Source organism: Chitinophaga hostae, from assembly GCF_018224885.1.
Lineage (GTDB): Bacteria > Bacteroidota > Bacteroidia > Chitinophagales > Chitinophagaceae > Chitinophaga > Chitinophaga hostae.
In genome coordinates this window covers 166,539-191,108 of record NZ_JAGTXB010000008.1, presented here as the reverse complement: position 1 = coordinate 191,108, position 24,570 = coordinate 166,539, and the positions used below count along the sequence as shown (strand labels likewise).

At 47.8% G+C, this 24,570-nt stretch carries 15 protein-coding genes; 7 read left to right on the top strand and 8 right to left on the bottom strand.

All coding sequences use genetic code 11. The features are described from left to right. Positions 1-9: 9 nt before the first annotated feature. Positions 10-1,158 (bottom strand): FAD-dependent monooxygenase, encoded by a 1,149-nt coding sequence (locus tag KE626_RS17900; protein ID WP_211974295.1) that lies wholly within the window; start codon positions 1,156-1,158, stop codon positions 10-12. 76 nt (positions 1,159-1,234) lie between these two features. On the opposite strand from KE626_RS17900, the gene KE626_RS17895 reads away from it, so the two are divergent. Next, the gene (locus KE626_RS17895) at positions 1,235-1,843 is read left to right on the top strand and encodes a TetR/AcrR family transcriptional regulator (RefSeq protein WP_211974294.1); all 609 of its coding nucleotides are present in this window, start codon (positions 1,235-1,237) and stop codon (positions 1,841-1,843) included. Positions 1,844-1,979: 136 nt separating this feature from the next. Further along, positions 1,980-3,137: an aldose epimerase family protein gene (locus tag KE626_RS17890; RefSeq protein ID WP_211974293.1), complete on the top strand. Its 1,158-nt coding sequence runs from the start codon at positions 1,980-1,982 to the stop codon at positions 3,135-3,137. A gap of 68 nt (positions 3,138-3,205) precedes the next feature. Here KE626_RS17890 and KE626_RS17885 read toward each other — a convergent pair whose 3' ends face one another. Continuing rightward, a complete protein-coding gene (locus tag KE626_RS17885) occupies positions 3,206-3,556 on the bottom strand; it encodes a hypothetical protein (protein ID WP_211974292.1) in 351 nt (116 codons plus the stop codon). Continuing rightward, complete coding sequence (locus KE626_RS17880; RefSeq protein WP_211974291.1) at positions 3,553-4,140, bottom strand: RNA polymerase sigma factor; 588 nt, start codon at positions 4,138-4,140, stop codon at positions 3,553-3,555. The genes KE626_RS17885 and KE626_RS17880 overlap by 4 nt, the downstream gene beginning before the upstream one ends. Before the next feature lie 130 nt (positions 4,141-4,270). Between KE626_RS17880 and KE626_RS17875 the strand changes: the two genes are divergently transcribed. Together KE626_RS17875 and KE626_RS17870 are read left to right on the top strand one after the other, a co-directional pair. Then, positions 4,271-4,612, top strand: coding sequence for a DUF6249 domain-containing protein (locus KE626_RS17875; protein WP_211974290.1), 342 nt, complete (start codon positions 4,271-4,273; stop codon positions 4,610-4,612). Between the two features lie 164 nt (positions 4,613-4,776). Then, complete coding sequence (locus KE626_RS17870) at positions 4,777-6,549, top strand: serine hydrolase (protein ID WP_211974289.1); 1,773 nt, start codon at positions 4,777-4,779, stop codon at positions 6,547-6,549. A 62-nt stretch (positions 6,550-6,611) separates the two neighbouring features. Here the strand turns inward: KE626_RS17870 and KE626_RS17865 are convergent, their stop codons facing one another. From KE626_RS17865 to KE626_RS17845, 5 genes are all read right to left on the bottom strand, one after another. Beyond that, positions 6,612-8,981 (bottom strand): glycoside hydrolase family 127 protein, encoded by a 2,370-nt coding sequence (locus KE626_RS17865; RefSeq protein ID WP_211974288.1) that lies wholly within the window; start codon positions 8,979-8,981, stop codon positions 6,612-6,614. A 367-nt stretch (positions 8,982-9,348) separates the two neighbouring features. Next, on the bottom strand, positions 9,349-10,815 hold the full coding sequence (locus KE626_RS17860; protein WP_211974287.1) for a RagB/SusD family nutrient uptake outer membrane protein: 1,467 nt from the start codon (positions 10,813-10,815) through the stop codon (positions 9,349-9,351). 26 nt (positions 10,816-10,841) lie between these two features. Then, positions 10,842-13,895, bottom strand: a complete 3,054-nt coding sequence (locus tag KE626_RS17855) for a SusC/RagA family TonB-linked outer membrane protein (RefSeq protein ID WP_211974286.1) — start codon at positions 13,893-13,895, stop codon at positions 10,842-10,844. A 507-nt stretch (positions 13,896-14,402) separates the two neighbouring features. Beyond that, the gene (locus KE626_RS17850; protein ID WP_211974285.1) at positions 14,403-15,851 is read right to left on the bottom strand and encodes an APC family permease; all 1,449 of its coding nucleotides are present in this window, start codon (positions 15,849-15,851) and stop codon (positions 14,403-14,405) included. A 92-nt stretch (positions 15,852-15,943) separates the two neighbouring features. Beyond that, positions 15,944-16,846 (bottom strand): AraC family transcriptional regulator, encoded by a 903-nt coding sequence (locus KE626_RS17845; protein WP_211974284.1) that lies wholly within the window; start codon positions 16,844-16,846, stop codon positions 15,944-15,946. Between the two features lie 190 nt (positions 16,847-17,036). Between KE626_RS17845 and KE626_RS17840 the strand changes: the two genes are divergently transcribed. The 3 genes from KE626_RS17840 to KE626_RS17830 all read left to right on the top strand — a co-directional run bounded on the left by KE626_RS17840 (position 17,037) and on the right by KE626_RS17830 (position 24,562). Then, complete coding sequence (locus tag KE626_RS17840) at positions 17,037-19,175, top strand: S9 family peptidase (RefSeq protein ID WP_211974283.1); 2,139 nt, start codon at positions 17,037-17,039, stop codon at positions 19,173-19,175. 3 nt (positions 19,176-19,178) lie between these two features. Beyond that, the gene (locus KE626_RS17835; protein WP_211974282.1) at positions 19,179-20,909 is read left to right on the top strand and encodes a DUF885 family protein; all 1,731 of its coding nucleotides are present in this window, start codon (positions 19,179-19,181) and stop codon (positions 20,907-20,909) included. Positions 20,910-21,376: 467 nt separating this feature from the next. Then, the gene (locus tag KE626_RS17830; protein WP_211974281.1) at positions 21,377-24,562 is read left to right on the top strand and encodes a SusC/RagA family TonB-linked outer membrane protein; all 3,186 of its coding nucleotides are present in this window, start codon (positions 21,377-21,379) and stop codon (positions 24,560-24,562) included. Positions 24,563-24,570 lie beyond the last annotated feature (8 nt).

The window sequence follows — 24,570 nt, the reverse complement described above, 5'->3', positions numbered from 1 at the left end:
GCAGCCGCTTTAATCCAGCTGCACGCCAAAAATGAAATCCATCTGTTTATCGGCCATGCGCTTCGGCATATTCCTCATTACCCCATTCCGCAGCGCAATTAGCAACGGGTTACGCAGGTTGGTAGCCCTGGCCAGGTTCCAGGCTATGTTCACAAGGGTGTGCACACGTTTCATCCGCAGGGCGCAATATTTTTCCGTAGCGGAAGCAATATCTTTCTCTGTAGCGAGACAACGGGCGAGCGCATAGGCGTCTTCGATGGCTTGTCCGGCTCCCTGGCCCAGGTTGGGCGTAGTGGCATGCGCCGCATCACCCAGCAGTACAATCCGGCCGTTGACCCACTGATGCAAAGGCGCAATATCGTACAGGTCTGAATGGATCAGCGTGTTGGGCCGCAGGTGCTGTAGCACTGTTTGCATGTAACCAGGGAAGTTGTGCAGTGTTGATTTGATGAGCTGCAAGGAGGCTTCGGGCGTAGGCTGTGTGCCGGCGGGCATCCGCTTCGTCATCCAGAAATAAACCTGGTTTGGTCCTACCTGTGTGTACATGGCGCGAACACCGTTGCCGGGTCCCCAGGTTTCAGAGGTGGCTGCTTGTTCCGCATCCGGCAGGGTGATGGCCACCGTTGCGCGCCAGCAGGTCTGACCGCTATAGCGGTACCGGGCTTTGGTTACATGTGCTTCCCGCACAGCAGAACGGATACCGTCTGCCCCTACCAGTATATCACCGGTGGCTGTGCTGCCATCTTCAAAGTGAGCGGTAACGCCTGTAGCTGTTTGAACCGCCCGTATAAACCGTTTGCCCCATTGCACCGGTACCGGCGCGGCGTTGATCAGTTGTTGCTGCAGCGCAGCACGATGAATGGCATAGGTAGCAGCGCCGTATTTTTCTTCCAGTATTTTATTATCCAGCGTTTGCAGCAAACTTCCTTTATAAGTCATGATATTCAATTGGCGGAATAGCACGCCATGGTCGCGAAGCACCCCGCCAAGCCCCAGTTTATTGTATACATTCATGGCGTTGGCGCCGAGCATGATACCCGCCCCCAGCGGTTTGTTGGAAGGGGCGGCATCAAATATTTCGCAGGCAATACCACGCTGTTGCAAGGCGATAGCGGTAGTCAGCCCGCCTATGCCGCCTCCTATGATCAAAACTTTCATAAGAAATAGTGTTATATTTAGGGCAAATGTACTACACGATTTCTTAATTAGTGCATTTGGCCTAAAAAATTAATGCATGTCAGATACAAAAGAGAAAATACTGAAAACGGCACTTATCTTATTCAACCGCGACGGCATAGATAGTGTTACTATCCGTCATATCGCTAAGGAGATGGGCATCAGCCATGGTAACCTGCAATATCATTTTGCGAGTACAGATGTTATCATACTGGAATTGTACAATCGCATGGCTGCGCTGTTTGATGAGCTCGTTGCCGCCACGTCAGACAAACTGAACGATGAATTAACGCAGTTCAGGGAGGCGGTGACGGCAAGCTACCAGCTGATTCATGCTTACCGGTTTATTTTTCTGCATTTTGTGGAGATCTGCCGCAGAGTGCCTGCCATCTCAAAACACTACAGTCAGAATATCAAAAAGAGGGAACCACAGATGATGTATTGGTTTGAAGTGTTGAGGGAGAAGGGCATCATGCGGAAGGATATTCCTCTGCATATACAGCAGCTATTGGTACAACAGATTTTTATTGTGAGCGATTTCTGGTTGTCCAGCAACGAAATTACGCTGCAACTCAGGGGGAAAAAGGCGCTGGAGTATCATGAGCAGCTTTTTTTCAGCCTGCTGTATCCCTATTTCACACCAAAGGGGCTAAAACATTTTTCGTAGACTGTAGGTAATGGGTAAACGCTTTTTAAATTTTTTTTATTAGCATAGTACGTTAAAAATTGGGTGAAATTATTTGACTTTAGCAGGATTATCCCGATATTTAGTAACTCTTTTTCACTAAATACCAAAATACGTTATGGACATGAATTTAAAGGCGTTGACCGCCCTATTGATTTCCGGTGGTACTATGCTGGCTTCCTGCAATAACAATTCCGCTACCAAGCAGGAAGATAAGGACTCCACATCAGTTGCCACGCCGGTAGTATCAGGCCCGCGCAACTTTGGTCAGGCAGATGGCCAGGAAGTTTTACAATACACCCTGAAAAATGCCGGTGGCATGGAAGTAAAGATCCTGAACTACGGCGGTATCATTACTGACATTATCACTGCCGACAAACAAGGGCAGAAAGGCAACGTCGTGCTATCCTACGATTCACTATCCGGTTATCAGCAGAAAGGTCAGCCATACTTTGGCGCGCTCATCGGCCGTTACGCCAACCGTATTGCCAACGCCAAGTTTAAACTGGATGGCAAGGAGTATGCACTGGCTGCTAACGATCACGGCAACACGCTGCACGGTGGCCTGAAAGGATTTGATAAAGTAGTATGGACGGCCACGCCATCAGGCGATAGCAGTCTGCAACTTACCTATAGCAGCAAAGATGGTGAAGAAGGTTATCCGGGTAATTTGCAGGCTACCGTGGTATACACCGTTACACCTGATAATGCTTTACAGATTACCTACAAAGCTACCACTGATAAAGCAACACCGGTAAACCTTACCAATCATGCTTACTTCAATCTCTCGGCAGGTAAGGACAGCACTATCCTGGGGCATGAATTATCGCTCAAAGCAGGTCGCTATACCCCGGTTAATGACAAGCTGATACCTACCGGCAAACTTGACCCGGTAAAAGGTACCCCCATGGATTTTACCTCCCCTAAAAAGATCGGTGCGGATATCGACAAGGTAAAAGGTGGTTATGATCATAACTGGGTATTGGATAAGAAAGAAGGCGCCCTGGAAACCATCGCTACCCTGTACGATCCTAACAGCGGCCGCTTTATGGAAGTAGCTACCACACAGCCAGGCATCCAGTTCTATACCGGTAATTTCCTGGATGGTACATTGACCAATACCCGCAATGGCCAGAAATATGTACAGCATGCAGCGCTGTGCCTGGAAACACAACATTTCCCTGATTCTCCCAATCAGCCATCCTTCCCGGGAGTGATCCTGAAACCAGGTGAAACGTTCTCACAGACTACTTTGTACAAGTTCTCTACAAAATAATTTAATACAAGTAAAAGCGGCTGTTTCCTTGATGGAGGCAGCCGCTTTTATTTTGCTGTCAAAGCCCGTTATAAACCGGATGATGCAGGATCCACCTGGTGCACCGCTATTTTTTTCATAATACCAATGACTCCCCAAACACCCAAAACAAACCCCAACAGGGAGATGAATACCGCTGTCGATAAAAAGTAGCTGCCCAGGTATGCCAGTAAGAACAGGTTAAACGAAACTAACAGGCTTATAACTACCTTCCCCAGCCATTTTCCGGCATTGAATGATATCGGCGGAACGTGATGATGCCTGCATTGCTGTTCCAGCATCATCTTTAGCTGATCCGAGAACGCTGCTGAAGTATGCGCTAAGGCATTTTCTTTCAGGAATGCCCGGATCTCTTCCTCCGTTTTCAGCTCTTTTCTCATAGTAGATTTCTTTTTTCCTGGTGCAGTAATAAATGTAATGCGGCTTCCAGTTGTTTTCGAGCTCTCAGGAGCCTCATTTTTACGGCAGATTTATTCATATCCAGTATTTCACAGATCTCCCCGATATTCTTTTCAGCTATATAATAAAGCGTGACGATTGTCCTGTCTTCCGTGGGTAACCCGCTGAGAAGGCGGTTGACATATTGTTTCCGTTCCGCCGTCACCAGGGAATGCCAGGCCTGGTTTTCCGACAGGTCCGGAAGCTCTGGTGCATGAGTGATGTCAAATGAAACAGCTGCCGGCTTTCTATACTGTACTTTTGTAAGGGAGGTATTGTAAACGATCCGGTAAAGCCAGGTTGCAAACCGGGAGGCGTTATTGAATTTCCCGAGAGAGGAAAAAGCCTTTACAAAGGAGTCTTGTACCACCTCTTCGGCATCTTCCCGGTTAGAAACGATTCCCAGCGCAATAGTAAATGCAAAATCCCTGTAAGTATCCACCAGGTAGGCAATGCCGGCTCTGTCACCCAGCATGGCTTTTTTTAGCAGTTCATCTTCCTGTTGATTTATAGCCGGTAGTTTCATCGGATAATTAGACCTGTAAATTCTTTAGGTGGTCACATGTTTTGGAGAATTTATTTTTTAAAGATTGTGACCACCCGGGCAAATTGCTGGTCTAATCATGAAAATAGATAAAAACTTTAAAAAACGAATCATGCAATTAATGTCCGCCGCCCTCCTTATTTCAGTTGCACTGGTCATTTTTGGAATAAGCTATTATTATTTCACTACCAGGCACAGGGAAAGAATGAGTCTCCTTGAAAAAGGACTGCCATCTGATTTCTTTAGCAACACCTTTCAGCTCCGGCCTTTGTTGCTGGTACTGGGGATTGTGGTTATAGGTATTGCAGTAGGACTGCTAACCGGAAATCTTCTTAGATCATGGAGGATTGCGGGAATTGAGGAAGTAGCATTTCCATTCGCGTTCTTTCTTTGCCTGGGTATCAGCCTGGTAGTGTCTTATTTTGTGCTTAAATCCGTTACCGGAAAGCCCTGACCAACAGTTGTAGCCGGTACTTCTGCAGTGCCATGTGCGGCTATTGATGCAGTATGCTGCTGCCTAACGCTCCTTTTTTGATATCAGGGCTGTTCCACTTTCACGTTATTACCTGTTAATAACGGGGCTGTTCTATGTCCATAATCTATGAACCAAATAAGAAGATGAAAAATATTTTTAACAGTCGGTTGATTTTTATATTAGTAGTTGCCATCTGCGGTTCTTCCATGGAGGCCAAACCACTGTATAATGTGAGCCGCCTCATTGATCGTGGAAACGGGGATCGCCGTTGTTGCGACCAACATCGGGGCGTTTCGCCGCAAATGAAATCTGCACGTCCGGGTAACAATCTTACGCTACAACAGATAAAAGAGATCAGTCTGCTGCTGGCAAAGGAATTCCCGGCAACAGGCCCCGGCGCCGTGGCGCTCGTTGCCAGGGAAGACAGGATACTTTACCAGCAGGCATTTGGCAAGGCGGATCTGGAAATGAATACGCCTATGCAAACGGCCCATATTTTCCGGATCGCCTCCATTACCAAACAGTTTACTGCCTGCGCCATCCTGAGATTGGCGGAGCAAGGCAGGTTGTCGCTCCATGACGATATCAGGAAGTTTATAACCGATTATCCCACATCAGGGAAACCGATTACCATTGAACATTTGCTCACACATACATCAGGCATCAATAGCAGCGCAGGCCAATGGACACCGCAGATGCGGAGAATGGATTTTACACCCCGGCAATTGGTAGACTCGTTTAAAAACAGACAGGCAGAGTTTCTGCCGGGAACAGATTTTAGGTATAACAATAATGGGTATGTGCTCCTGGGATATATCATTGAAATCATTACAGGCAACAGCTACGAGGATGATATTACCAGGCAGTTCTTCCAGCCGCTGGGAATGAAACATTCCAGCTTTGACACAAATAATGAAATCATCGTAAACCGCGCACGCGGCTATGAAAAGGAAGATGATAAATATAAGAATGCCACTTTTCTAAGTATGTCCCAACCTTATGCGGCTGGCGGCATATTATCCACCGTGGAGGACATGTACAAATGGAACGAGTCCCTCATGTCCTGTAAGGTGATCAGCAAAACAAGCCTGGAAAAAGCACTGACACCGGGTAAACTCAGTAGCGGAAAATCTACCGGATACGGATATGGTTGGTGGCGGGGACGCATACAGGGAAGCCCCGACGTTCACCACGACGGCCTGATCAACGGATTTTCCAGCTTTGCTGTTTACCTCCCAAACGAAAAAATATTTGTTACACTCTTTACAAATTGTGAAAATAACAACCCGGAATTAACCGCATCGAAAATTGCTGCTATCGTTATCGGCAAACCATTTCCACAACAGGAGATCACAATGCCCGCAGAACAGCTGGCGGCAATGGAAGGGGTATATGAATCATCCAAGGGAGAAGAACGGGTGGTGAGCTTCGAAAATGATCGACTCCTTTTTTTTCCCAGAGGTGGTGGTAAAACCGGGCTCTTTCCATTTAAGAAAGATCAATGCTGGATGGATAAAAGTATGAATACCGTGCTGTTTACACGGGATAGCAGCCAGCGTATTAATGCGCTGGTATTTAATGAACCTGGTGGCTCCACTACCTGGCAACGTACACAAAAAAAAGTCGTGAAAATGAAAGGTGTCCCGGTAGATACAGCTGTATTGGAGAAGTATGTTGGAGAGTATCGCTTTGATAATAACTTTATATTGATCATTTCGCGCGAAGGTCAACGAATGTTTGGAAAAGGAGCAGGCCCCCGGCAAGTAAAGCAGGAGATTGTTCCCTATGCCCCTCTTCAGTTCTATGCAAAAAACCTCGATGCAACATTGATATTTAAGCAGGATCAGCAGGGGCGGGTATCCGGACTCGTGAAAATGCAGAACGGAAAACAGGAAGCGCAGAAAATAGATCAATAATAAAAAGCCATCTCTGGGACTGAATGTACCAAAGATGGCTTTTTTACCACCAGGCGCCCGGCCTATTCCTTTACCATTCTGCAGCCATATAGCGGCCCCGCACTGTTATTAGCCTTGGGCACAAAACGGATATTCACGCTTTGCTTGCCCTTGGTCAGATGCTCGGGGATGGCATAGGAAACGGGATAGAACCTGCTTTCCTTGAATTTATTAATGTCTTCTGTGGCAATGGTAGTACCGTCTACAACAATGTCAAAGGTTCTTCCCCGGTTATCCATACCCCAGTATGTACATTGCAGCGAATGACGGGAGTTGGGATCTACTTTCATATTGAATGAAAAGTATCCGCCAGGCCAGGCAATCCGCCATTTACGGCCGTGCTCTTCTTCAGTACTGGTTTTGTCACCGGTAAATTCATGATCGCGCTCCGGTTGCATTTCACCCGGCCGAAGAATATCTGTTGTGCGTGCATCCAGCTCCTGTTGCGCTTTTTTGGCCGCGGCATATTTTACCTGCTGCTCCTGCCAGCTCTGTGGTGTAAACACATCCCAGTATACCGTGTAGTATTCGTTGCGGGTTTGGTAGAATGGTGTCAGTGAAACATCCAGTGGTTGTGCAGTACCGGCAGTACGGAATAGCAGGGTGCCGGGATCGCCGTCTCTGCGGATCCACGTACCCGGCGCCTGATTGGCCGCTACCAGCACTGGTACACCGCTTACGGGATCGGGTTCTTTCTCCCCAAGAATGCCGGATAATAACACCGGGCCATAAAATAGCGCCTGCCGGTTGGGATTATCGGGAAGGGCTTCCGTATACACATCAGCAGGCAGTGTGAGTGTTACCTGGTCGTTGTTCTTCCAGTTGCGCGTAATAACAAGGTAGCCTGCTTCGTCTGTTTGCAGCGCCTGTTCCGCGTCATTTACTTTAAGATGCATACCTTCTCTTGCCCATGCGGGTTTACGGATGCGCAGGGTAAATGAGAGTGTTTTCTTTGTACTAACGGTGAAGCTTATACGATTATCTGCGGGGAGATTATTTTCCTGTTTTAGTGTAATACCTTTGTCTTTCCAGTCAAGTACAGAAGGGATAAACAGGTTTACGAACAAGCTGCCGTCGGCTCCGCGGTAGTAAATGCTTTCGCCGTATTTTACATGGTTCTCCATGCCCGAACCCACGCAGCAGGTAAAGGTTTCGAACTCATCGCTGTATTCTTTGTGGCCACCCATCCGCAGCGGAACAAAATAGCACATCATGCCCGTTTCGTGATGCTGTGAGGCAAGAATATGATTGTACAGCGCTTTCTCATAGTAATCCATCAAACGTGCCTGTGGTTCCAGTGCAAACAGGTGCCTGGTGAGTTTGAGCATGTTATAGGTATTACAGGTTTCGGTGGTGTTATCGGTCAGTGCTTCATTGAGTTGCCTGGCCGGACCAAAGTATTCATAATTGCTGTTACCTCCATTTGCGTACGAGTGATCCCTGGTGACCACCTCCCAGAAATACCGCGCTATAGCGGCATCTTTGGGATCTTTGTTCAGCTCATACCTGCGGATGCTGGCAATGGCTTTGGGGATCTGGGTATTAGAATGTTTACCGGGTAAAATATCTTTCCCGATGGCCAACGAATCCAGTATGCGTTTATCATAAAAACGATAGGAGAGGTCCAGGTATTTTTTATCACCGCTGAGGGCGTAGGTGTTGACCAGTGTTTCCGCCATACCGCCGTATTCGCAGATCAGCATTTTCTGCATCTGCTCTTCTGAGAGGTTTTTGATCACATTGCCTGTCCAGTCAGCAATGCCTTTGTTTACCTGCAACGCTTCCGCATTGTTACAGTAGAGCCAGGCATCCAGTAATCCCGCCATAATCTTGTGCACGGTGTACCAGGGCGACCAGCCGCCGTTCAGATCAAAGCCCCGGGAGCGGATATCACCGGCGGCAATTTCAGACCAGAGCTTGTCATCATTTGGGAATGCCCCAATGTAGCCATTGTGGCGGTTTTGCTGGCACAACGCCAGTTCGCTGACCAGGTACGCTACCCGGTGGAGATAGGCGGTGTCTTTGGTGGCCGCATATTGCATGGAGCAGGCAGATAAATAATGTCCCATGGTATGACCCGCCAATCCGCCGGTTTCCCATCCGCCATATTGTTTTCCTTTTGCAGGTAACCCGGCGTTAGAGCGGAAGGCCGATAACAAACGGTCGGGATCTATCTTTAACAGGTATCGCGCATCCGCCTGCATAGCGGTTTTAAAAGGACCATCCAGCAGCGTTACCGCTGTTATCGGAAAAGGATATGCTTTTATAGTGGCTGCCGGCAATACTTTCATCTTGCTTTCTTTCCACCCGGGTACATAAGATTGTGCAGTGGCGCTATGGTACAGAGGGAGACTGCCCGCCAGCAAACATCCCGTAATGATCAGTCTTTTCATTTCTTCAGAATTTACAGGCTAAAGCTAATCTGCTAAGGGTACACTTACTTTCCAATTTTTGACAGAAAGTATACGTATTTTAATCAATCGTGTCTTTAAGTGTTCATGTGACAATAAATATATAAAGAAAAATTGTCTTGCCCAGGATTAAAAATTGTCTTGCCCAGGATTAAACTGATTTTGTTGATTACAAGATTTTTTTCCTGAGATTTATTTGATTAAAAAAGATTTGGGAAGATATAAGCGGGTAAAAATTCGCCTATATCTTCCCAAATCTTTTTAAAATCAAAAACAAAATCTTGTAATCAACAAAATCAGTTTAATCCTGGGCAAGACAATTTTCGCCGCAATAGCTTTTTGTTTTACCCTAGAAATTCGGGTTCTGTATTAAGGTTCCTTTACTTCTGTCGATTTCCTGCTGCGGCATCGGGAAGTAATAATTTTTTGGTTTGGTAAATTTACGCGGTGCACCGCCTCTGGTTATCACAGCGCCATTGTAGGCCAGTTTGGGCTTTTTGTACAGCTCCACGATATCCACCAACTTGGCTTTGTCCCAACGTAATAAGTCCTGGTGGCGTTCATTTTCGCCGCACAATTCCACCCGGCGTTCGTGCATCAGCGCAGCCATACCGCCATTGGTCACCGCAGGTAAACCGGCGGAAGCACGTTTGCGAACGGCATTAATTTCAACATCACCAGCCCCTGGTCCATTTAAACGGATTTTTGCTTCTGCTACTAACAGGTAAATGTCAGCAGCCCGCATTAATGGTGTTTTAAGAGAATAATCCAGCCCGCCGGAAGGTTTCCAGCTGCAGAATTTTTTATAATGGTAGCCGCTCCAGGAGGTCGATGCTTCATAAGTAGCAATGCCGGTGCCGATGTTAATTTTGTCGCCGGGTTGCATGATACAGATATTTTTGCGCGGGTCGCCTGCTTCAAATTCATCTACGAGCCCTTTGGTAGGGTAGAAGAAGCTCCAGCCATTCCAGTTGCGGGGAGCGTGGTAGGTGATGAAATCAGAATAGCCGTTGCCATCTACCGTTTGAACAGCCAGCAGCATTTCTGAGTTGTTACCGGTAGCTACGCTGAAATTATCAGCATAGTTAGGCGCCAGTTTATAGTTTGCATTGCTAACTACCTTGTTACCGTATTCAATGGCTTTGTCCAGCTTTGACCAGTTCATGTATAACTTGCACAACAAACCCCAGGCGGTACCTTTGCTCACGCGGCCTTTATTGGCATCGTCGTAGGCTTCCGGCAGCTGATCAGCGGCAGCCAGCAGGTCACTTTCTATCTGGGCACGCAGTTCATCGGCAGTTGATTTAGGTTTGTTATAGGAAGATTTTAATACATCATCTTCCGTGATCATAGGAGCATCGCCATAGATCAACAGCAGGCGCCAGTAAGCGAATGCACGGAAGAAATGTGCTTCACCAAGACAACGGTTCTTGATGGCCGCATCGATGGCAGTGATTTTGGGCACATAGATCAGCACATTGTTGGAACGGTTGATCGTTTCATATTTCCATCTCCATCCTACTCTTACGCTGTAGGTAGATGCATCGTAAGTGAAATCTTCTATTACATCGTCATAATCATGGTCGCCACCGCGTACCTGGTCGTCTGAACAGTTATCGAATACAAACTCATTAAAGCCGGTATAATCTTCTTCCAGTAAAGTATTGTAAATACCGGTTACCCCGTCAATAGCATCACTCTGGTTACGCCAGTAGTTACCGGTGCTGTAAACACCTTTTGGATTTACATCCAGTACACTTTTACAACCGGCAAAAAGTAATACCGACGCCACTAATATATATTTGATCCGTTGCATAATAATTAATTTAAAGTTTCCGTGAATTAGAAGTTGAGGGTAGCGCCAAAAGTAAAGGTCCTTGCCTGTGGATAGGCGGCTACGTCTACACCTCTCTGCCTGTTGCCATCAGAAGTACCCTTGCTTCCGTCAGAAGAACCGGTATAACCCAGTTGTGGTGTTAAGCCGGAGTAGTTGGTCAGCATAAACAGGTTTTGTGCGGCTACATACACATGGATATCAGAAATACCGCTGCGGCCCCATATTTTGGAAGGAATGGTATAGCCCAGTGAAGCATTTCTCAGGGAAAAATAATCGCCGCTTTCTACGAAACGATCGGAAGTACGGTTGTTTTTATTGGCGTTGCCCAGGGTCATTCTTGGTACGGTATTGCTGGTGCCTGCGCCATGCCAGCGATTCAGTGCGTCTGCATAGAGGTTATACGGATAGTTGGCATCCATTCCCTGCATTTTATCGGCATTGTAAAGCTTTACACCACTTACACCGGCAAACGACAGGCTCAGGTCAAAACCTTTGTAGCTGGCGCCGGCCTGTATACCGTATACCATTTTAGGATTAGGGCTGCCGATGTTTACACGGTCTTTATCATCTACTATATTATCCCCGTTGGTATCCAGGAAACGCACATCTCCGGGTTTAATATTGTCCTTGTTGGGATCTTTGCTGATGTTGGGATCATTGTTGATCTCATCTGCCGTCTGGTATATGCCATTGGTTTTCCAGCCATAGAAAGAAGCCAGCGGCTGACCAACATAGGTACGGGAAATTTCCTGTCCTTGTCTGCCATAAGCGGTAGAACCGATATAGGAGGAAGGATCGTATAGCTTGGTAACTTCATTCTTAATAAAAGAAGCGTTGGCGCTTACGTTATAGCGGAATTTATCGTTGCCGCCCTGGTAACCTACTTCTATTTCCCATCCTTTATTGTTCAGCTGACCGAGGTTACGGTCGGGGATAGCAGAAGTACCATGCAGATCCATTTCAGGAGCGGGTACCAGCATATCTTTCGTGTTTTTGTTGAACCAGGTGATGGTTGCATTGAGTTTATCCTGCAGGAAACCGGCTTCCAGGCTGATGTTGGTCATTTCTGCCTTTTCCCAGGTAATATCCGGGTTGGCGAGCCTGGAGTTCCATACACCGGTGGTAGCGGTTTCGCCGAAGTTGTAGCGGCGGTCTTTGTCTATCTGCGCCAGGTACTGGAATTCGGTAACGTTCTGGTTACCCAGTTGTCCCCAGCCGCCGGTGATCTTCAGGTTGCTCACTGCTTTTACGTTCTCTTTGAAGAAGGTTTCGTCGGAAATACGCCATCCCGCGGAGAATGCAGGGAAGTAACCCCAACGCTGATCAGGTGCAAACCGGGAAGATCCGTCTGCGCGGAAGGTAACGGTCAGCAGGTATTTATCTTTATAGCCATAAAAGCCCCTGATAAACCCGGAGGCAATAGCATTGGCATTAAAGTAATTGCCTTTGGCATCGTGGATATCGTTACCATTACTCAGTACCAGCTGGTCTTTTGATTCATCGTTAAAGCCCCATCTTTCCGCCTGGTTCCAGGAGCCGTTATAGGTTTGCTGGGAGTAACCACCTGTTACCGTGATATGATGAACATTAGCGAGGACCTTGTTGTAGGTCAGGAAAATTTCGCTCAGCTGGCTGTTGTAGGTTTCGTTGCGGTTGAAAAGTTCCGCATGGTCACGGGCCCTGGTTTGGTCCAGCACTTTCGGATTGAAGTTAGACTGGTTTACCAGGCTGCCGTCAAAGCCATAGTTAGCGCGCAGGGTAAGACCATCCATGATTTCCAGTTCTCCGTATACGCTGGCCAGCATCCGGTAGTTTTTAGTCCAGCTATCGGTAGTTTCAGCGGTATAAACGGGGTTGTTGATGTCGCCCAGTTCATTGCTGGCTTTGGAGCTGCCCCAGCTGCCATCGGGGTTGTGTACGGGGATAGCCGGGTTAAAGCGGAGGGCGCTGAAAATGAGACCTGTCTGGGAAGAATAGGTATCGGGTCCGCTGTTTTGTTTATAGGTGAGCTGCATGTTTTCACCTACCTTGAAACGTTTACCCAGCTTGTGTTCTGAGTTAATGCGTACGGAATATCTTTTAAAATAGGAGTTGGTGATGATACCGGTTTCATTATAGTAACCGGCGCTGAGCATGTAGTTGGAGGTATTGTTGCCGCCGCGCAGGTTTACGTCTGCATTGGTAACATGACCGGTACCAAACAGGGCGCGTTGCCAGTCGGTACGCTGGGTAGCATAATACGGGTCCTGCCAGATGGGCTCAACAGGCACGCCATCGTTGGTATAGCGCTCCTGTTTCAGCTTTACCAGGTCGGGGGCGGTGAGCAGCGGGATATAGCGCATGGCATTGGATACGCCGCGGTATAGGTTGACAGATGCTTTCAGCTTTTCGCCATAATTTCCTTTTTTGGTGGTAATGATCACCACGCCGTTGGCGGCGCGGGTACCATAGATGGCAGAAGAGGACGCATCTTTCAGTATTTCCATGGAGGCAATATCGTTTGGACTTACATCTGCGAGTCCGCCGGCGGGTACGCCGTCTATAATGATCAGTGGATCTGAGTTATTAATAGTACCGGTACCACGGATACGGATGGAGGGGGTGCTGCCGGGGGAAGCATCCGACCGTACAATATCCACGCCTGTTACACGGCCTTGGATGGCCTGTGCGGCGTCTGATACCGGGAGGTTTTTGATGTCGGATCCTTTTACGGAAGCGATGGTACCTGTAACATCACGACGGCTTTGCACACCATAACCTACTACCACCACTTCTCCCAATCCTTTGGTGGTGGCCGACAGTGATACGTTGATAACGGTTTTGTCGCCGATGGTTACTGTTTGCGGTTCGTAGCCGATAAATGAGAACAAAACCGATTTAGCACCCGGCGGTAAAGAAAGGGTATAGTTGCCTTTTGTGTCAGTACTGGCGCCGCTGGCGGTGCCTGGTACGGTTACATTTACACCGGGCAGACCAGCACCGTCTGCCGCTCCGGTCACTTTCCCGGTAAGGGTCTTTTGAGCAAATGCTGCGCTGGTGGCTGCACATAGAAAGACCAACAGAAAGCATAATTTTCCAGTGAATGAATACCTCATAATTAATGAATAAGAAGTGAAATTGAATAGAAACGTGATTGGAACAGAAATACGGCCTGTTTTTTTGTGTCGCTGTGTTAGTATTTTTGGTTGTGATTAAATAAAATTTGCTAAATCGTTATTGCAACTTTGCCTGTTGCAGGTAAAATTTGCATAATTCACCGGGTCCCCAAAAAGAGATGAAATAAAGTTGGTCTTTCACATGATCAGTATGGCACGTTGTAATGCTTAGCCAGAAAAGGAATTACACGTCTACATCACATCGCATCGCATCAGTTTCTGGCAGTAAGGTAACGAATTTTGTAAATGTACGTGTATAGTTTTTTGACTGGATATGATGTTGGATTAAATATCTATTAACAGTTGAAAAGGTGTATGGGATACGCTTCCAGAGGAGAGCAAAAAATAGGAGGACTATAAAAAGTCCTCCTGGTTGACAAAAGCTTCGCTGCATTAGCTAAAAGCTAAAGGCTAAAAGCCGGTCGTTATATTTTCCCTACGGGAGATAGCGGGGCTATTGCCCCGTTTGTTCCGGTTGGCAATATAGTACACCGGTATGCCAGATAAGGTGATAAATAAACCGGGCCATGTAAATCTTGGTTTATATATAAACAGCAATCCACAAAAAGCGATTCCCATCAGTATATACAACACCGGTAATACCGGGTATCCAAAAGCTTTGTAAGGTCTGTCGGCATCCGGCCGTTTTTTCCGCAGGATAAAAATTCCTGCAATGGTGAGCATATAAAAAGCTACTACCACAAATGAAATCATGTCCAGTAAATCGCCATAGCGACCGCTGAGGCACCACAGGCATGCCACCAGGCATTGTATCCATAACGCAAAGGAAGGCACCGCGGAATGGTTTAAAGTGCCGGCTTTCTTAAAGAACAGGCCATCTTTTGCCATGGTATGATATACCCGAGCACCGGCAAGTATAAGGCCATTGTTACAACCAAAGGTAGATATCATGATCATCACCGCTATTATTACAGTGCCCGCATTGCCCATCACGGCTTGTGATACGGATACGGCTACACGATCTTTGGGTGCATGCGCAATTTCCGATAAAGGTAATACCGCGAGATAGGTAATATTGGTTAACAGGTAGATGACGGTCACAATAGCCGTTCCTAAAAAAAGACTCAGCCCGATGTTCCTCCGGGGATTCTTTATTTCTCCTCCTACAAAGGCCACATTATGCCAGGAGTCACTGCTAAATACGGAACCCACCATCGCGGCAGCAATAGCGCCGAACGCGGCAATCGTGGTATAGGAACCGGCATTGCCATTCGCCGGTAACGGCTGCAGCTTCCACGCATGCTGCCAGTTGGCCTGCCACACTTCCGGCTTAACAGCCAGCAACCCGCAGATGATCAGCGCGGCAAGACTCAGCAGCTTAGTCAGCGTGAAGGTGGTTTGAATGGTTTTTCCTCCTTCAATACCCCGTGTATTCATATACGTGAGTAATACAATTACCCCGATGGAAAGCAGTTGTGCTGCCGTAATATGCAACGTACCCAATGACAACACCACATTTTCTTCGCTGAACACCGGCAGGAGATAGGCGGTAAATTTGGCAAAAGCTACCCCAACTGCCGCTATAGTAGCAGTTTGTATCACGGTAAAAAAACTCCAGCCATAAAGGAAACCCGTCATAGGGTTATAGGCTTCTTTCAGGTAGATGTACTGCCCGCCCGCCCGTGGGAACATACCGCTCAGTTCACCATAACTCAGCGCCGCGGTAAGGGTCATAAAACCGGTCAGCAACCATACCAGCAGCAGCCATCCCGCACTTCCGGTATGACGGGTAATATCCGCACTGACAATAAAAATTCCGGAGCCTATCATGCTGCCGGCTACAATCATAGTAGCATCCAGCAACTTAATGGACGGCTTAAAGGTAGGAGCGTCTGACATAGTAACTATCGTAGTTTGGTTGATATTACAGGTTTATCTCCCCTAAAACTACAGTTACTTTGCTGGCAATTCTATTCGCTTTTTGATCAATACTATGCAGATTTTGTTGTGCCCGGCGCCCCATTTTCCAGTTGCTCATACTCCCGCAGGTAACTCCGGGGCGATTTACGGGTGATACTTTTGAATACCCGGTTAAAATTGGCTATGCTGTTAAATCCACAATTATATGCCACCGTTGCAATACTGTCGTACGATCCGCCCGCCAGCTTCTTACAGGCTTCATTGATCCGCACCTCGTTCAGGAAGGATACAAATGTTAACCGTGTATGCTTTTTGAAGTAACGGCAAAATGCCTGCGGCGTCATATGCGCTTCCCGTGCAATATCTTCCAGCTTTATTTCTGTGTCATAATGCTGCATGATATAATTATAAATATACCCGATACGGATACCTTCCTGCTCATTCACCGCCGACAGCCGCGAACCCGTAATCAGTGGTTCCAGGTTCTTGATGGTGAGAAAGAAATTGATCAGCTCTACAAAGGCCAGGAACTGCGCAATACCCTGTGATTGGTGGATTTTCAGTAAACGGCTGGAAATGTCTACCACATGCGCCTCCGGGATCTTAAACCCGTTTTGCGACTGATCTATAAACGCCTTTATCTTTTTAAATTCCGGTAATTCAAATAACGGACCCAGCTTGCCTTCCGGGTTAAAAAAGAGGGTGAGGGCCTGTACATTTTTCTTGTTTTTACTGCCGGGTAATTCCTCACTCTTTAATACATGCGGCTGGTTGCTGCCTATCCAGTATATTTCGTTCGACCAGAACGCATGCATATTATTTTCTACTATCAAGGTACCATGTCCATGCTGGATCCAGGTTAGCTGTATCTCCTCATGCCGGTGAAGATGCGGATAGAAAGCCGGTAACCAGTCTTTTTGTGTGATAATGGTTTTATCGTGCGCAACAGGTATCGTAAACTGTAATACTTTCATGTAATTACATTATTCTTTTTTTAACACCTTTGAAGGATTTGTCATCAAATTTAGGTGAAGATATGAGAACAAGTTATTAAAAAACGTTTAAAAACTAATCAACGGCTGATGTACTTTTAAAAAATTATCCGACAGGTGAACGGTACCAACTGTCGAAATTGCATTTAATAGCAACGGATCATTATTATTTATGAAATACAACCGATTTCTTTATCTGCTGGTATTATGCAGCCTCCCCACCCGGCTGCTGCTCGCACAGCAAAGTAAGCCAACACCTTATCTGCCCTCACATGCAGAGATATTGCAGCGGTATAAAAAGGTTCAACTGCTGGATAGCATTACCCGGAAAACCATTTGCCGCCACAATGTGGAAGCCAATTGGTTACCCGATGGAAAGTCTTTCTGGTACACAATAACGGGAAGAGACAGCAGCAAAACAGGTTATCTTGTGACCGCTGCCACCGGGAAAAAAGAAGTGATCACTGATACCGCAAAAATTGCGCAACTGGCTAAAACCCAGGTAACAGCAAAAACCGTCCGTCAATATGAACCCAGCCGCTGGGAGGGGTTTGCAACAGACAGCGTTTCTCCCGACAAGCAATGGGTGGCCACCACTATCGAAGGCAACGTATATGTGCGCTCAGTGGCCACCGGCGCCCAAACCCGCTTTACCACAGACGGGAAAGCTGCCGGCGACTACTACGGCGCCCTCGCCTGGTCGCCCGACAGTAAATACCTCGTTGGATACCGCATCCATCCCGTGGAAGACTCCTCCGTGTATTATGTACTGACCGATGTACCGGGTACCACACGCGGACAACTACGTTCCCAGCCCTATAAGCAACCCGGCGATCCTTTTACCACCTACGATATGTACCTCTTTACCCTTGCAGGCAACACCGCCAGTAAAGTAAAAGCGGAACAGATCGACTTTTTTGATGCCCCTGTGCTGCACTGGCGGCATAAGGATCCGCGCTACTTCCTCTATGAAAAGGTAGACCGTGGTCATCAACGCTTCCGGGTAATAGAAGTAGACGCCGCCAATGGCAATACCCACACCATACTGGATGAACAAACTCCCACTTTCATCTATGAATCCCGCCTCTATACACACTACCTGCCCGAAACGAATGAACTGCTATGGACCTCCGAAAAAGATGGCTGGCGGCATATCTATCTCGTCAACACCCTTACCGGGAAAATAAAAAACCAGGTAACAAAAGGGGACTGGGTAGTCAGGGATATCGACAGCGTAGACGCGAAGAAAAGAGAGATCTGGTTCAGGGCAGGAGGAAGGAACGCGGGAGAAGATCCCTATTTCCTCCACTATTACCGTACGGACTTCGAAGGACAGCACCTGCTGGACCTCACGCCGGCCGCCGGTAACCACCTGGTATTCTTTTCTCCCGACAGAAAATATTTTATAGATAAATATTCGCAGGTAAATGTGCCACCGGTGAATGAACTGCGTCGTACAGCTGATGGGAAACTGATCACCGTATTGGAAAAAGCCGACGTGAGCGGCTGGCAAGCCACCGGTGTGCCTTTCCCCATACCCTTTACTGCAAAGGGCCGTGATGGCAAAACTGATATCTGGGGCGTTATGTGCCGGCCAACAGATTACGACTCCTCAAAAATGTATCCTGTTGTGGAAAATATCTACGCCGGCCCCCAGGACGCTTTTGTACCCAAAAGCTTTATGAGCTATTATATCGACATGCAAAGCCTGGCTGATCTGGGCTTTATCGTTGTCCAGATCGATGGTATGGGCACCGCCAACCGCTCCAAGGCATTCCACGATGTGTGCTGGAAAAACCTTGCTGACGCAGGATTTCCGGACCGTATACGCTGGATCAAAGCGCTGGCACAAAAATATCCTTTTGTGGACACCTCACGGGTAGGGCTATACGGAACTTCCGCAGGCGGACAAAATGCGCTGGGCGGCCTGCTCTTCCACCCGGAGTTTTATAAAACGGCTGTGGCCTCCTGTGGTTGTCATGATAACCGGGTCGATAAACAATGGTGGAACGAACAATGGATGGGATACCCGCTTGACAAACATTATGAAGCGCAATCTAATGTGACCAACGCCGGTAAATTGCAGGGACATCTGCTCCTGATAGTAGGGGAAGCCGATACCAATGTGCCGCCGGAATCTACCTACCGGGTGATCGACGCATTGATCAAAAAAGGGAAGACCTTCGAGTTTTTACCCGTGCCCGGCATGGGACATAGCGATGGAGGCCCTTACGGACGAATTAAACGCCGCGATTTCTTTGTAAAAAACCTGTTGAATACCAATCCGCCGGATAGAAATATAAACGAGTAAAATATGCCTCTTTTTAAGAAATTATCTCCGCTCCTGGTAGGCCTGCTGTTGCAGCAGGGAATTGTTGCTGCCCAGTCGGCCGACAATGATCTTTACCTGCAGACCAGCGAAGTCAATAACATCATGGTGCAGTATGATGCCGACGCCGGTAACCTGCGCCGGTTCTACTTTGTGGATAGCTCCCCGGAGCAGATCGAACGCATGTCCGTTCTCATAAAAAGCTATCAGCAACGGCTGGAAAAGCTGAACTATGGCTCGTTGAAGGTAGGCGCCCAGGTGGACTATACCCTTTTTAAACGCCGGCTTTCCCGGGAAATGGAGGAGTTGTCGATCGCCCGCAAGGAAAGCGCACAGCTGAAAAAATGGTTCCCCTTTGCAGAAAAAATTTATACTACGGAACAACATCGCCGCCGTGGTGAAAAACCGGATGCAGCCGCATTGGCAGCGCAACTGAGCGATATGGCAAAAGAGGTGATCAAAAGCAGGCAGCAACTGGAAAATGACAGCTCGCTCACCTTACCACAACTCCGCCGCGGGATCAGCACCATAAAAGGTTTGCGGGAAGCGCTGGGGAGTGTTTTCAATTTTTACAACGGATACGATCCCCTCTTTTCCTGGTGGGTACCCGCTCCCTATAAACAGGTGGACAGCCTGCTGAAAACCTATAGCGTGGCTTTCCTGAATAAAGAGAAAAATACCGCCCGTATACCGGACGATGGCAGCGGTATTGCAGGTCATCCTATCGGCAGGGCAGCGCTGGGTAAAGGACTGGAAGATGAAATGATCCCTTACACCCCGGAAGAACTGCTGGAAATCGCCAACAAGGAATTTGCCTGGTGCGATGCGGAAATGGAAAAGGCCACCCGCGAATTGGGGCTGGGCACGGATTGGAAAGCAGCCATGGAAAAAGTAAAAAACAGCTATGTACCTCCGGCAGATCAGCCGGCTGCCATGATGAAACTCTATAATGAATCAGTGGATTTTATCAAACAGCATAGCCTGATCACCCTGCCTCCACTGGCGGAAGAAACCTGGCGTATGATCATGATGACGCCGGAACGGCAACTGGTGAATCCGTTCTTTACCGGTGGCGAAGAATTTAGTGTATCCTATCCCGTTAGCAGCATGAGCCAGGAAGATAAGATGATGAGTATGCGGGGTAACAATCCACACTTCTCGCGTGCCACAGTACATCATGAACTGCTGGCAGGACACGCCCTGCAGGAGTTTATGCAGAACCGCTATAAGGCTTACCGCCACTTTGAAACTCCTTTCTGGATCGAAGGGTGGGCCCTTTACTGGGAACGGCTGCTATGGGACCAGGGCTTCGCAAAATCGCCGGAAGACCGCATTGGTATGCTGTTCTGGCGTAAACACCGTTGCGCGCGTATCATCTTTTCCATTAACTATCATACCGGTAAATGGACTCCTCAGCAATGTATCGACTTCCTGGTTGACCGTGTAGGACACGAACGGGCAAATGCGGAAGGTGAAGTACGCCGCTCTTTCGTGGGCGGTTACAGCCCGCTGTACCAGATCGCCTATATGATCGGCGGATTGCAGTTCGAAGCATTGAAAAAAGAACTGGTAGATAGCGGTAAAATGTCTTTTAAACAATATCATGATGCCGTACTCCGGGAGAATATGATGCCTATTGAAATGCTGCGGGCGATCCTCCTGGATAAGCCGGTGCCAAAGGATTTTACCTCCTCCTGGCGCTTTTATAAATTATAGCCCTGGCGAATAGTAAAGCGGAGGTGAGCGCCTTCGGCGCTTGTCTTTGATCAGGATTCATATGATGATGATGATTAAACTGATTGTATTTCTTTCTTCGCAAGATGATCACCTTTCCTAAGAGCATTCACCGGTAGGATAAAGGCATTGATTGGAAAAAGCTAAAATCATGGTAATCATCATCATCATATGAATCCTGATCAAAGACAAGCGCCGAAGGCGCTCACCTCCTTTATTGTTCACCGCAACGGTCTCTTCTTTCCAGTTAAAATCAGCAGCCTATCAGTTAATTTCCGGGAAGTAATTTCCATCCCTTTTAAATAGATTTGTTACAACAATTAATTGTCAAATACACAATTAAAATACATCAACCGGAATAAAGGATAGTATCTTGTCGACGCACTGTGTGTGGACCTGTAACATCGTATATCAACCAGAATTTTTCAACACCGCTTAAACTTAATCCCATGCAAAAAATTGTCATGGCCTTTATCGCCTTATTGGCGGTCTTACCATCTGTTGCCCAGAACATAAATGTTACCGGCAAAATTACAGATGAAAGAAGCGGGCCATTGCCCGGCGCCTCGGTCAAAATCAAAGGGAATGCCCAGGGAGTGATCACCAACGATAAGGGAGACTTTTCCCTGACGGCGCCACCCGACGCCACGCTGGAAATCAGCTTTATCGGCTACCTAAAACAGGAACAGAAATTGAAAGGCCGCACACATCTGAACATTGTGCTCACCGCACAAAGCGGCGCGCTGGGAGATGTAGTGGTAATCGGCTACCAGACGGTAAACCGGCGTAAAGCCACCGCCGCCGTCTCCAGTATCAAAGGGAAGGATATTGAAAACATTCCGGCCGGCAGCTTTGAACAACTCCTGCAGGGACGCATGTCTGGCGTTAATGTGCAGAACTTCACCGGGGAACCCGGCGCGGCCCCCACCATTTCCGTACGGGGAAATACCGCCATCGGTACTTCCTATCAAAGCAACCAGTATAAAATATTGAACAAACCATTGTACGTTATCGACGACGTGCCGCAGTTCAATGATGATATGGTGGGGCCGGATATAGGTACCGGTACCAACAACATTGCCGGTTTAAATCCTAATGAAATAGAATCGGTTGATGTGCTGAAAGATGCTGCTGCCGCCGCTGTGTACGGCTCCCGCGGCGCTAACGGCGTGATTATTATAAAAACAAAACGCGCCAGAACCGGTGCGCCGCGATTCAGCGTATCAGCTTACGGCGGACTAACGGAAATCCCTAAACTCCGTACTGTGCTGGTGGGGGCTGCAGAGCGCCGGGAAAAAATCCGCCTGTACGACGACGCTTTCCAGGATAACCTGGACCGGCTTACCCACAAGAACCTCATCATGACAGACAGCCTTAACCCGGATCTGAACAAGGCTACCGACTGGCAACGCCTGTTCTACCGGAATGGCTTCGTGCGCAATGTAGACTTTAACGTATACGGGGGAACGGAGTTTAATACCTATCGCCTTTCCGCCGGTTTATATATGGAAGACGGTATCGTGAAAGCCTCCGGGTTTAAACGGTATACGCTGAATTACTCTTCTTCCATACGCACTAAAAATGGTGCGCTGGAAGTGGTGCCCAACATCCGGCTGGCCCGCATGGAAAGAGGAAGAGGCTCCGGCAGCGCAGACCTCTTCGGCGCAGTAGGCCAAAGCATGCCCTCTTCCCTGTTTGCACCTGACGAAAATAGTTTGCAACGTGTATTAGGACGCTATTCCAGCAATCTCGACGTTAATACCGACAACCAGGTAAATGGTGATGTATCGGTGCAGCTGCGGCTATCAAGCCAGTTGTCGTTCCGTTCCCGCAACTCCGTATCGCTGGTGATGAGCCGAAGGGATGTATCTGTACCAGGAGAGCTCAATGCCGACCTGGGGAATAGCGCTTCTTCCAGCAGCGGGCTGCAGCAAAGCTATACCACTTCCAACGACCTGAACTGGAATGCGGTATTCGGAAAAGAAAAAGAGCATACCATTAATGCCATTGTTGGACAAGAGGTACAATACAGCACCTACCAGAATACTTTCGCCCGGGGCGACCGCGGCGCCAGCGATCAGATCCAGGTGGTAAATGGTTTTCCGCAAGGGCCCTATCTCTACGGTAGTTCGTCCTATGCGGCATTTGGCATCCTGTCCCTGTTTTCAAGGGTGAACTATGATTATAAAAGCACTTACCTCTTTTCGGCGTCGCTGCGTGGGGATGCTGCTTCCAGTTTCGGACCGAATAATAAATGGGGCTACTTTCCTGCCATTTCCGCCGGCTGGATGATCAGTAATGAACCCTTCATGCGCCGCTATTCCAGCTGGTTGTCCATGTTGAAATTACGCGGCAGTTACGGCGTGCTGGGTAACCTGCCCGGTGATTATTATCTGCAGTACAGTCTTTACAACGTAGGCGGCGCCGGCTACAATGGCAGTAACCTTAATCCCAATACCTATAACGGCGCGGTAACGATTACCCCGCAATTTGGTTCCGGTGGCGTGGCGCAGAAAGATATCAGCTGGGAAAAAACCGGCAGCTGGAACGGTGGGATAGAGGCCGAGCTGATGAATGGTAAATACTACTTCAGCGCGGACGTATATGTGAAAAACAGTAAGGCCGGCCTGATTGATATGAACCTGCAGAGCACTACCGGTATTGCTACCGCTAAAACAAATGGTGCACAGTTGCGTAACTCCGGTATTGATATCAATTTCCAGTTCAGGAATGTAATGCCGGAGAAAAGTGCGCTGCGATGGGAGATCCTGTGGAATGTAAGCATGAATAAAAATATAGTGGTAAGCATGCCTAATAATAACAGGGACCTTACTTTCGGCAATCTCTTTAATACCACGCATATTCTTACCAGGGGAAAAGCAGTGAATACTTTTTACCTGTTGCAAACGCTGGGTGTGTATGCCACCGATGCTGATGTGCCAACAGACAAATATACCGGGAAAAAATTCCAGGTGGGAGCGGTGAACGATCCGGCATCCAACAATCCTTTCCGGGCAGGTGAGTTTATTTTTGCGGACCTGGACGGAGATGGTATTATTGATGCCTTCAATGGCGGCATCTCCGGCGATAAAATTCCTTACGGCAATCCTAATCCTTTCCTGACCGGCGGTATCACCCAGAATTTCTACTGGAAGAATTTCACCTTTGGTTTCCTCTGCACTTTTACCTTCAAAAGAGATGTGCTGAACCTGTATGAGTCTGATACCTATGGCCGCTATGGCTGGGATGCGGCTGGCAACGAATTCTCCAAATATGCAGTGTCGGACCTTTCAGCGATGAACATCTGGCGCAAACCAGGTGATAAGGCCCAATATGCGAGAATGGATATCGGCACCTACCGCTACTACTATCGTGCTGATCAAACTTTCTTCCTCGAAAGAGGGGATTACTTCAGGATCAAAAACATTTCATTTGGCTATACGCTGAAGGAAAAAGCCCTGAAACCGCTGCACCTGAACCGCCTGCGTTTCTACGGACTGATGGATAATGTATACATATTCCAGGCTTCGAAAAGGTTACCGGATGCGGAAAATGTGAATCCATACGGAGAATATAACGGTGTCGGCTATCCGAGCCCGCATAAATATACACTGGGCGTTGATGTAGGATTTTAAAAACAGCT

What these genes read in the sequence shown, in the direction of transcription:
- KE626_RS17900 (WP_211974295.1), bottom strand. Translation starts at nt 1,158, where the DNA reads ATGAAAGTTTTGATCATAGGAGGCGGCATAGGCGGGCTGACTACCGCT.
- KE626_RS17895 (WP_211974294.1), top strand. Translation starts at nt 1,235, where the DNA reads ATGTCAGATACAAAAGAGAAAATACTGAAAACGGCACTTATCTTATTC.
- KE626_RS17890 (WP_211974293.1), top strand. Translation starts at nt 1,980, where the DNA reads ATGGACATGAATTTAAAGGCGTTGACCGCCCTATTGATTTCCGGTGGT.
- KE626_RS17885 (WP_211974292.1), bottom strand. Translation starts at nt 3,556, where the DNA reads ATGAGAAAAGAGCTGAAAACGGAGGAAGAGATCCGGGCATTCCTGAAA.
- KE626_RS17880 (WP_211974291.1), bottom strand. Translation starts at nt 4,140, where the DNA reads ATGAAACTACCGGCTATAAATCAACAGGAAGATGAACTGCTAAAAAAA.
- KE626_RS17875 (WP_211974290.1), top strand. Translation starts at nt 4,271, where the DNA reads ATGCAATTAATGTCCGCCGCCCTCCTTATTTCAGTTGCACTGGTCATT.
- KE626_RS17870 (WP_211974289.1), top strand. Translation starts at nt 4,777, where the DNA reads ATGAAAAATATTTTTAACAGTCGGTTGATTTTTATATTAGTAGTTGCC.
- KE626_RS17865 (WP_211974288.1), bottom strand. Translation starts at nt 8,981, where the DNA reads ATGAAAAGACTGATCATTACGGGATGTTTGCTGGCGGGCAGTCTCCCT.
- KE626_RS17860 (WP_211974287.1), bottom strand. Translation starts at nt 10,815, where the DNA reads ATGCAACGGATCAAATATATATTAGTGGCGTCGGTATTACTTTTTGCC.
- KE626_RS17850 (WP_211974285.1), bottom strand. Translation starts at nt 15,851, where the DNA reads ATGTCAGACGCTCCTACCTTTAAGCCGTCCATTAAGTTGCTGGATGCT.
- KE626_RS17845 (WP_211974284.1), bottom strand. Translation starts at nt 16,846, where the DNA reads ATGAAAGTATTACAGTTTACGATACCTGTTGCGCACGATAAAACCATT.
- KE626_RS17840 (WP_211974283.1), top strand. Translation starts at nt 17,037, where the DNA reads ATGAAATACAACCGATTTCTTTATCTGCTGGTATTATGCAGCCTCCCC.
- KE626_RS17835 (WP_211974282.1), top strand. Translation starts at nt 19,179, where the DNA reads ATGCCTCTTTTTAAGAAATTATCTCCGCTCCTGGTAGGCCTGCTGTTG.
- KE626_RS17830 (WP_211974281.1), top strand. Translation starts at nt 21,377, where the DNA reads ATGCAAAAAATTGTCATGGCCTTTATCGCCTTATTGGCGGTCTTACCA.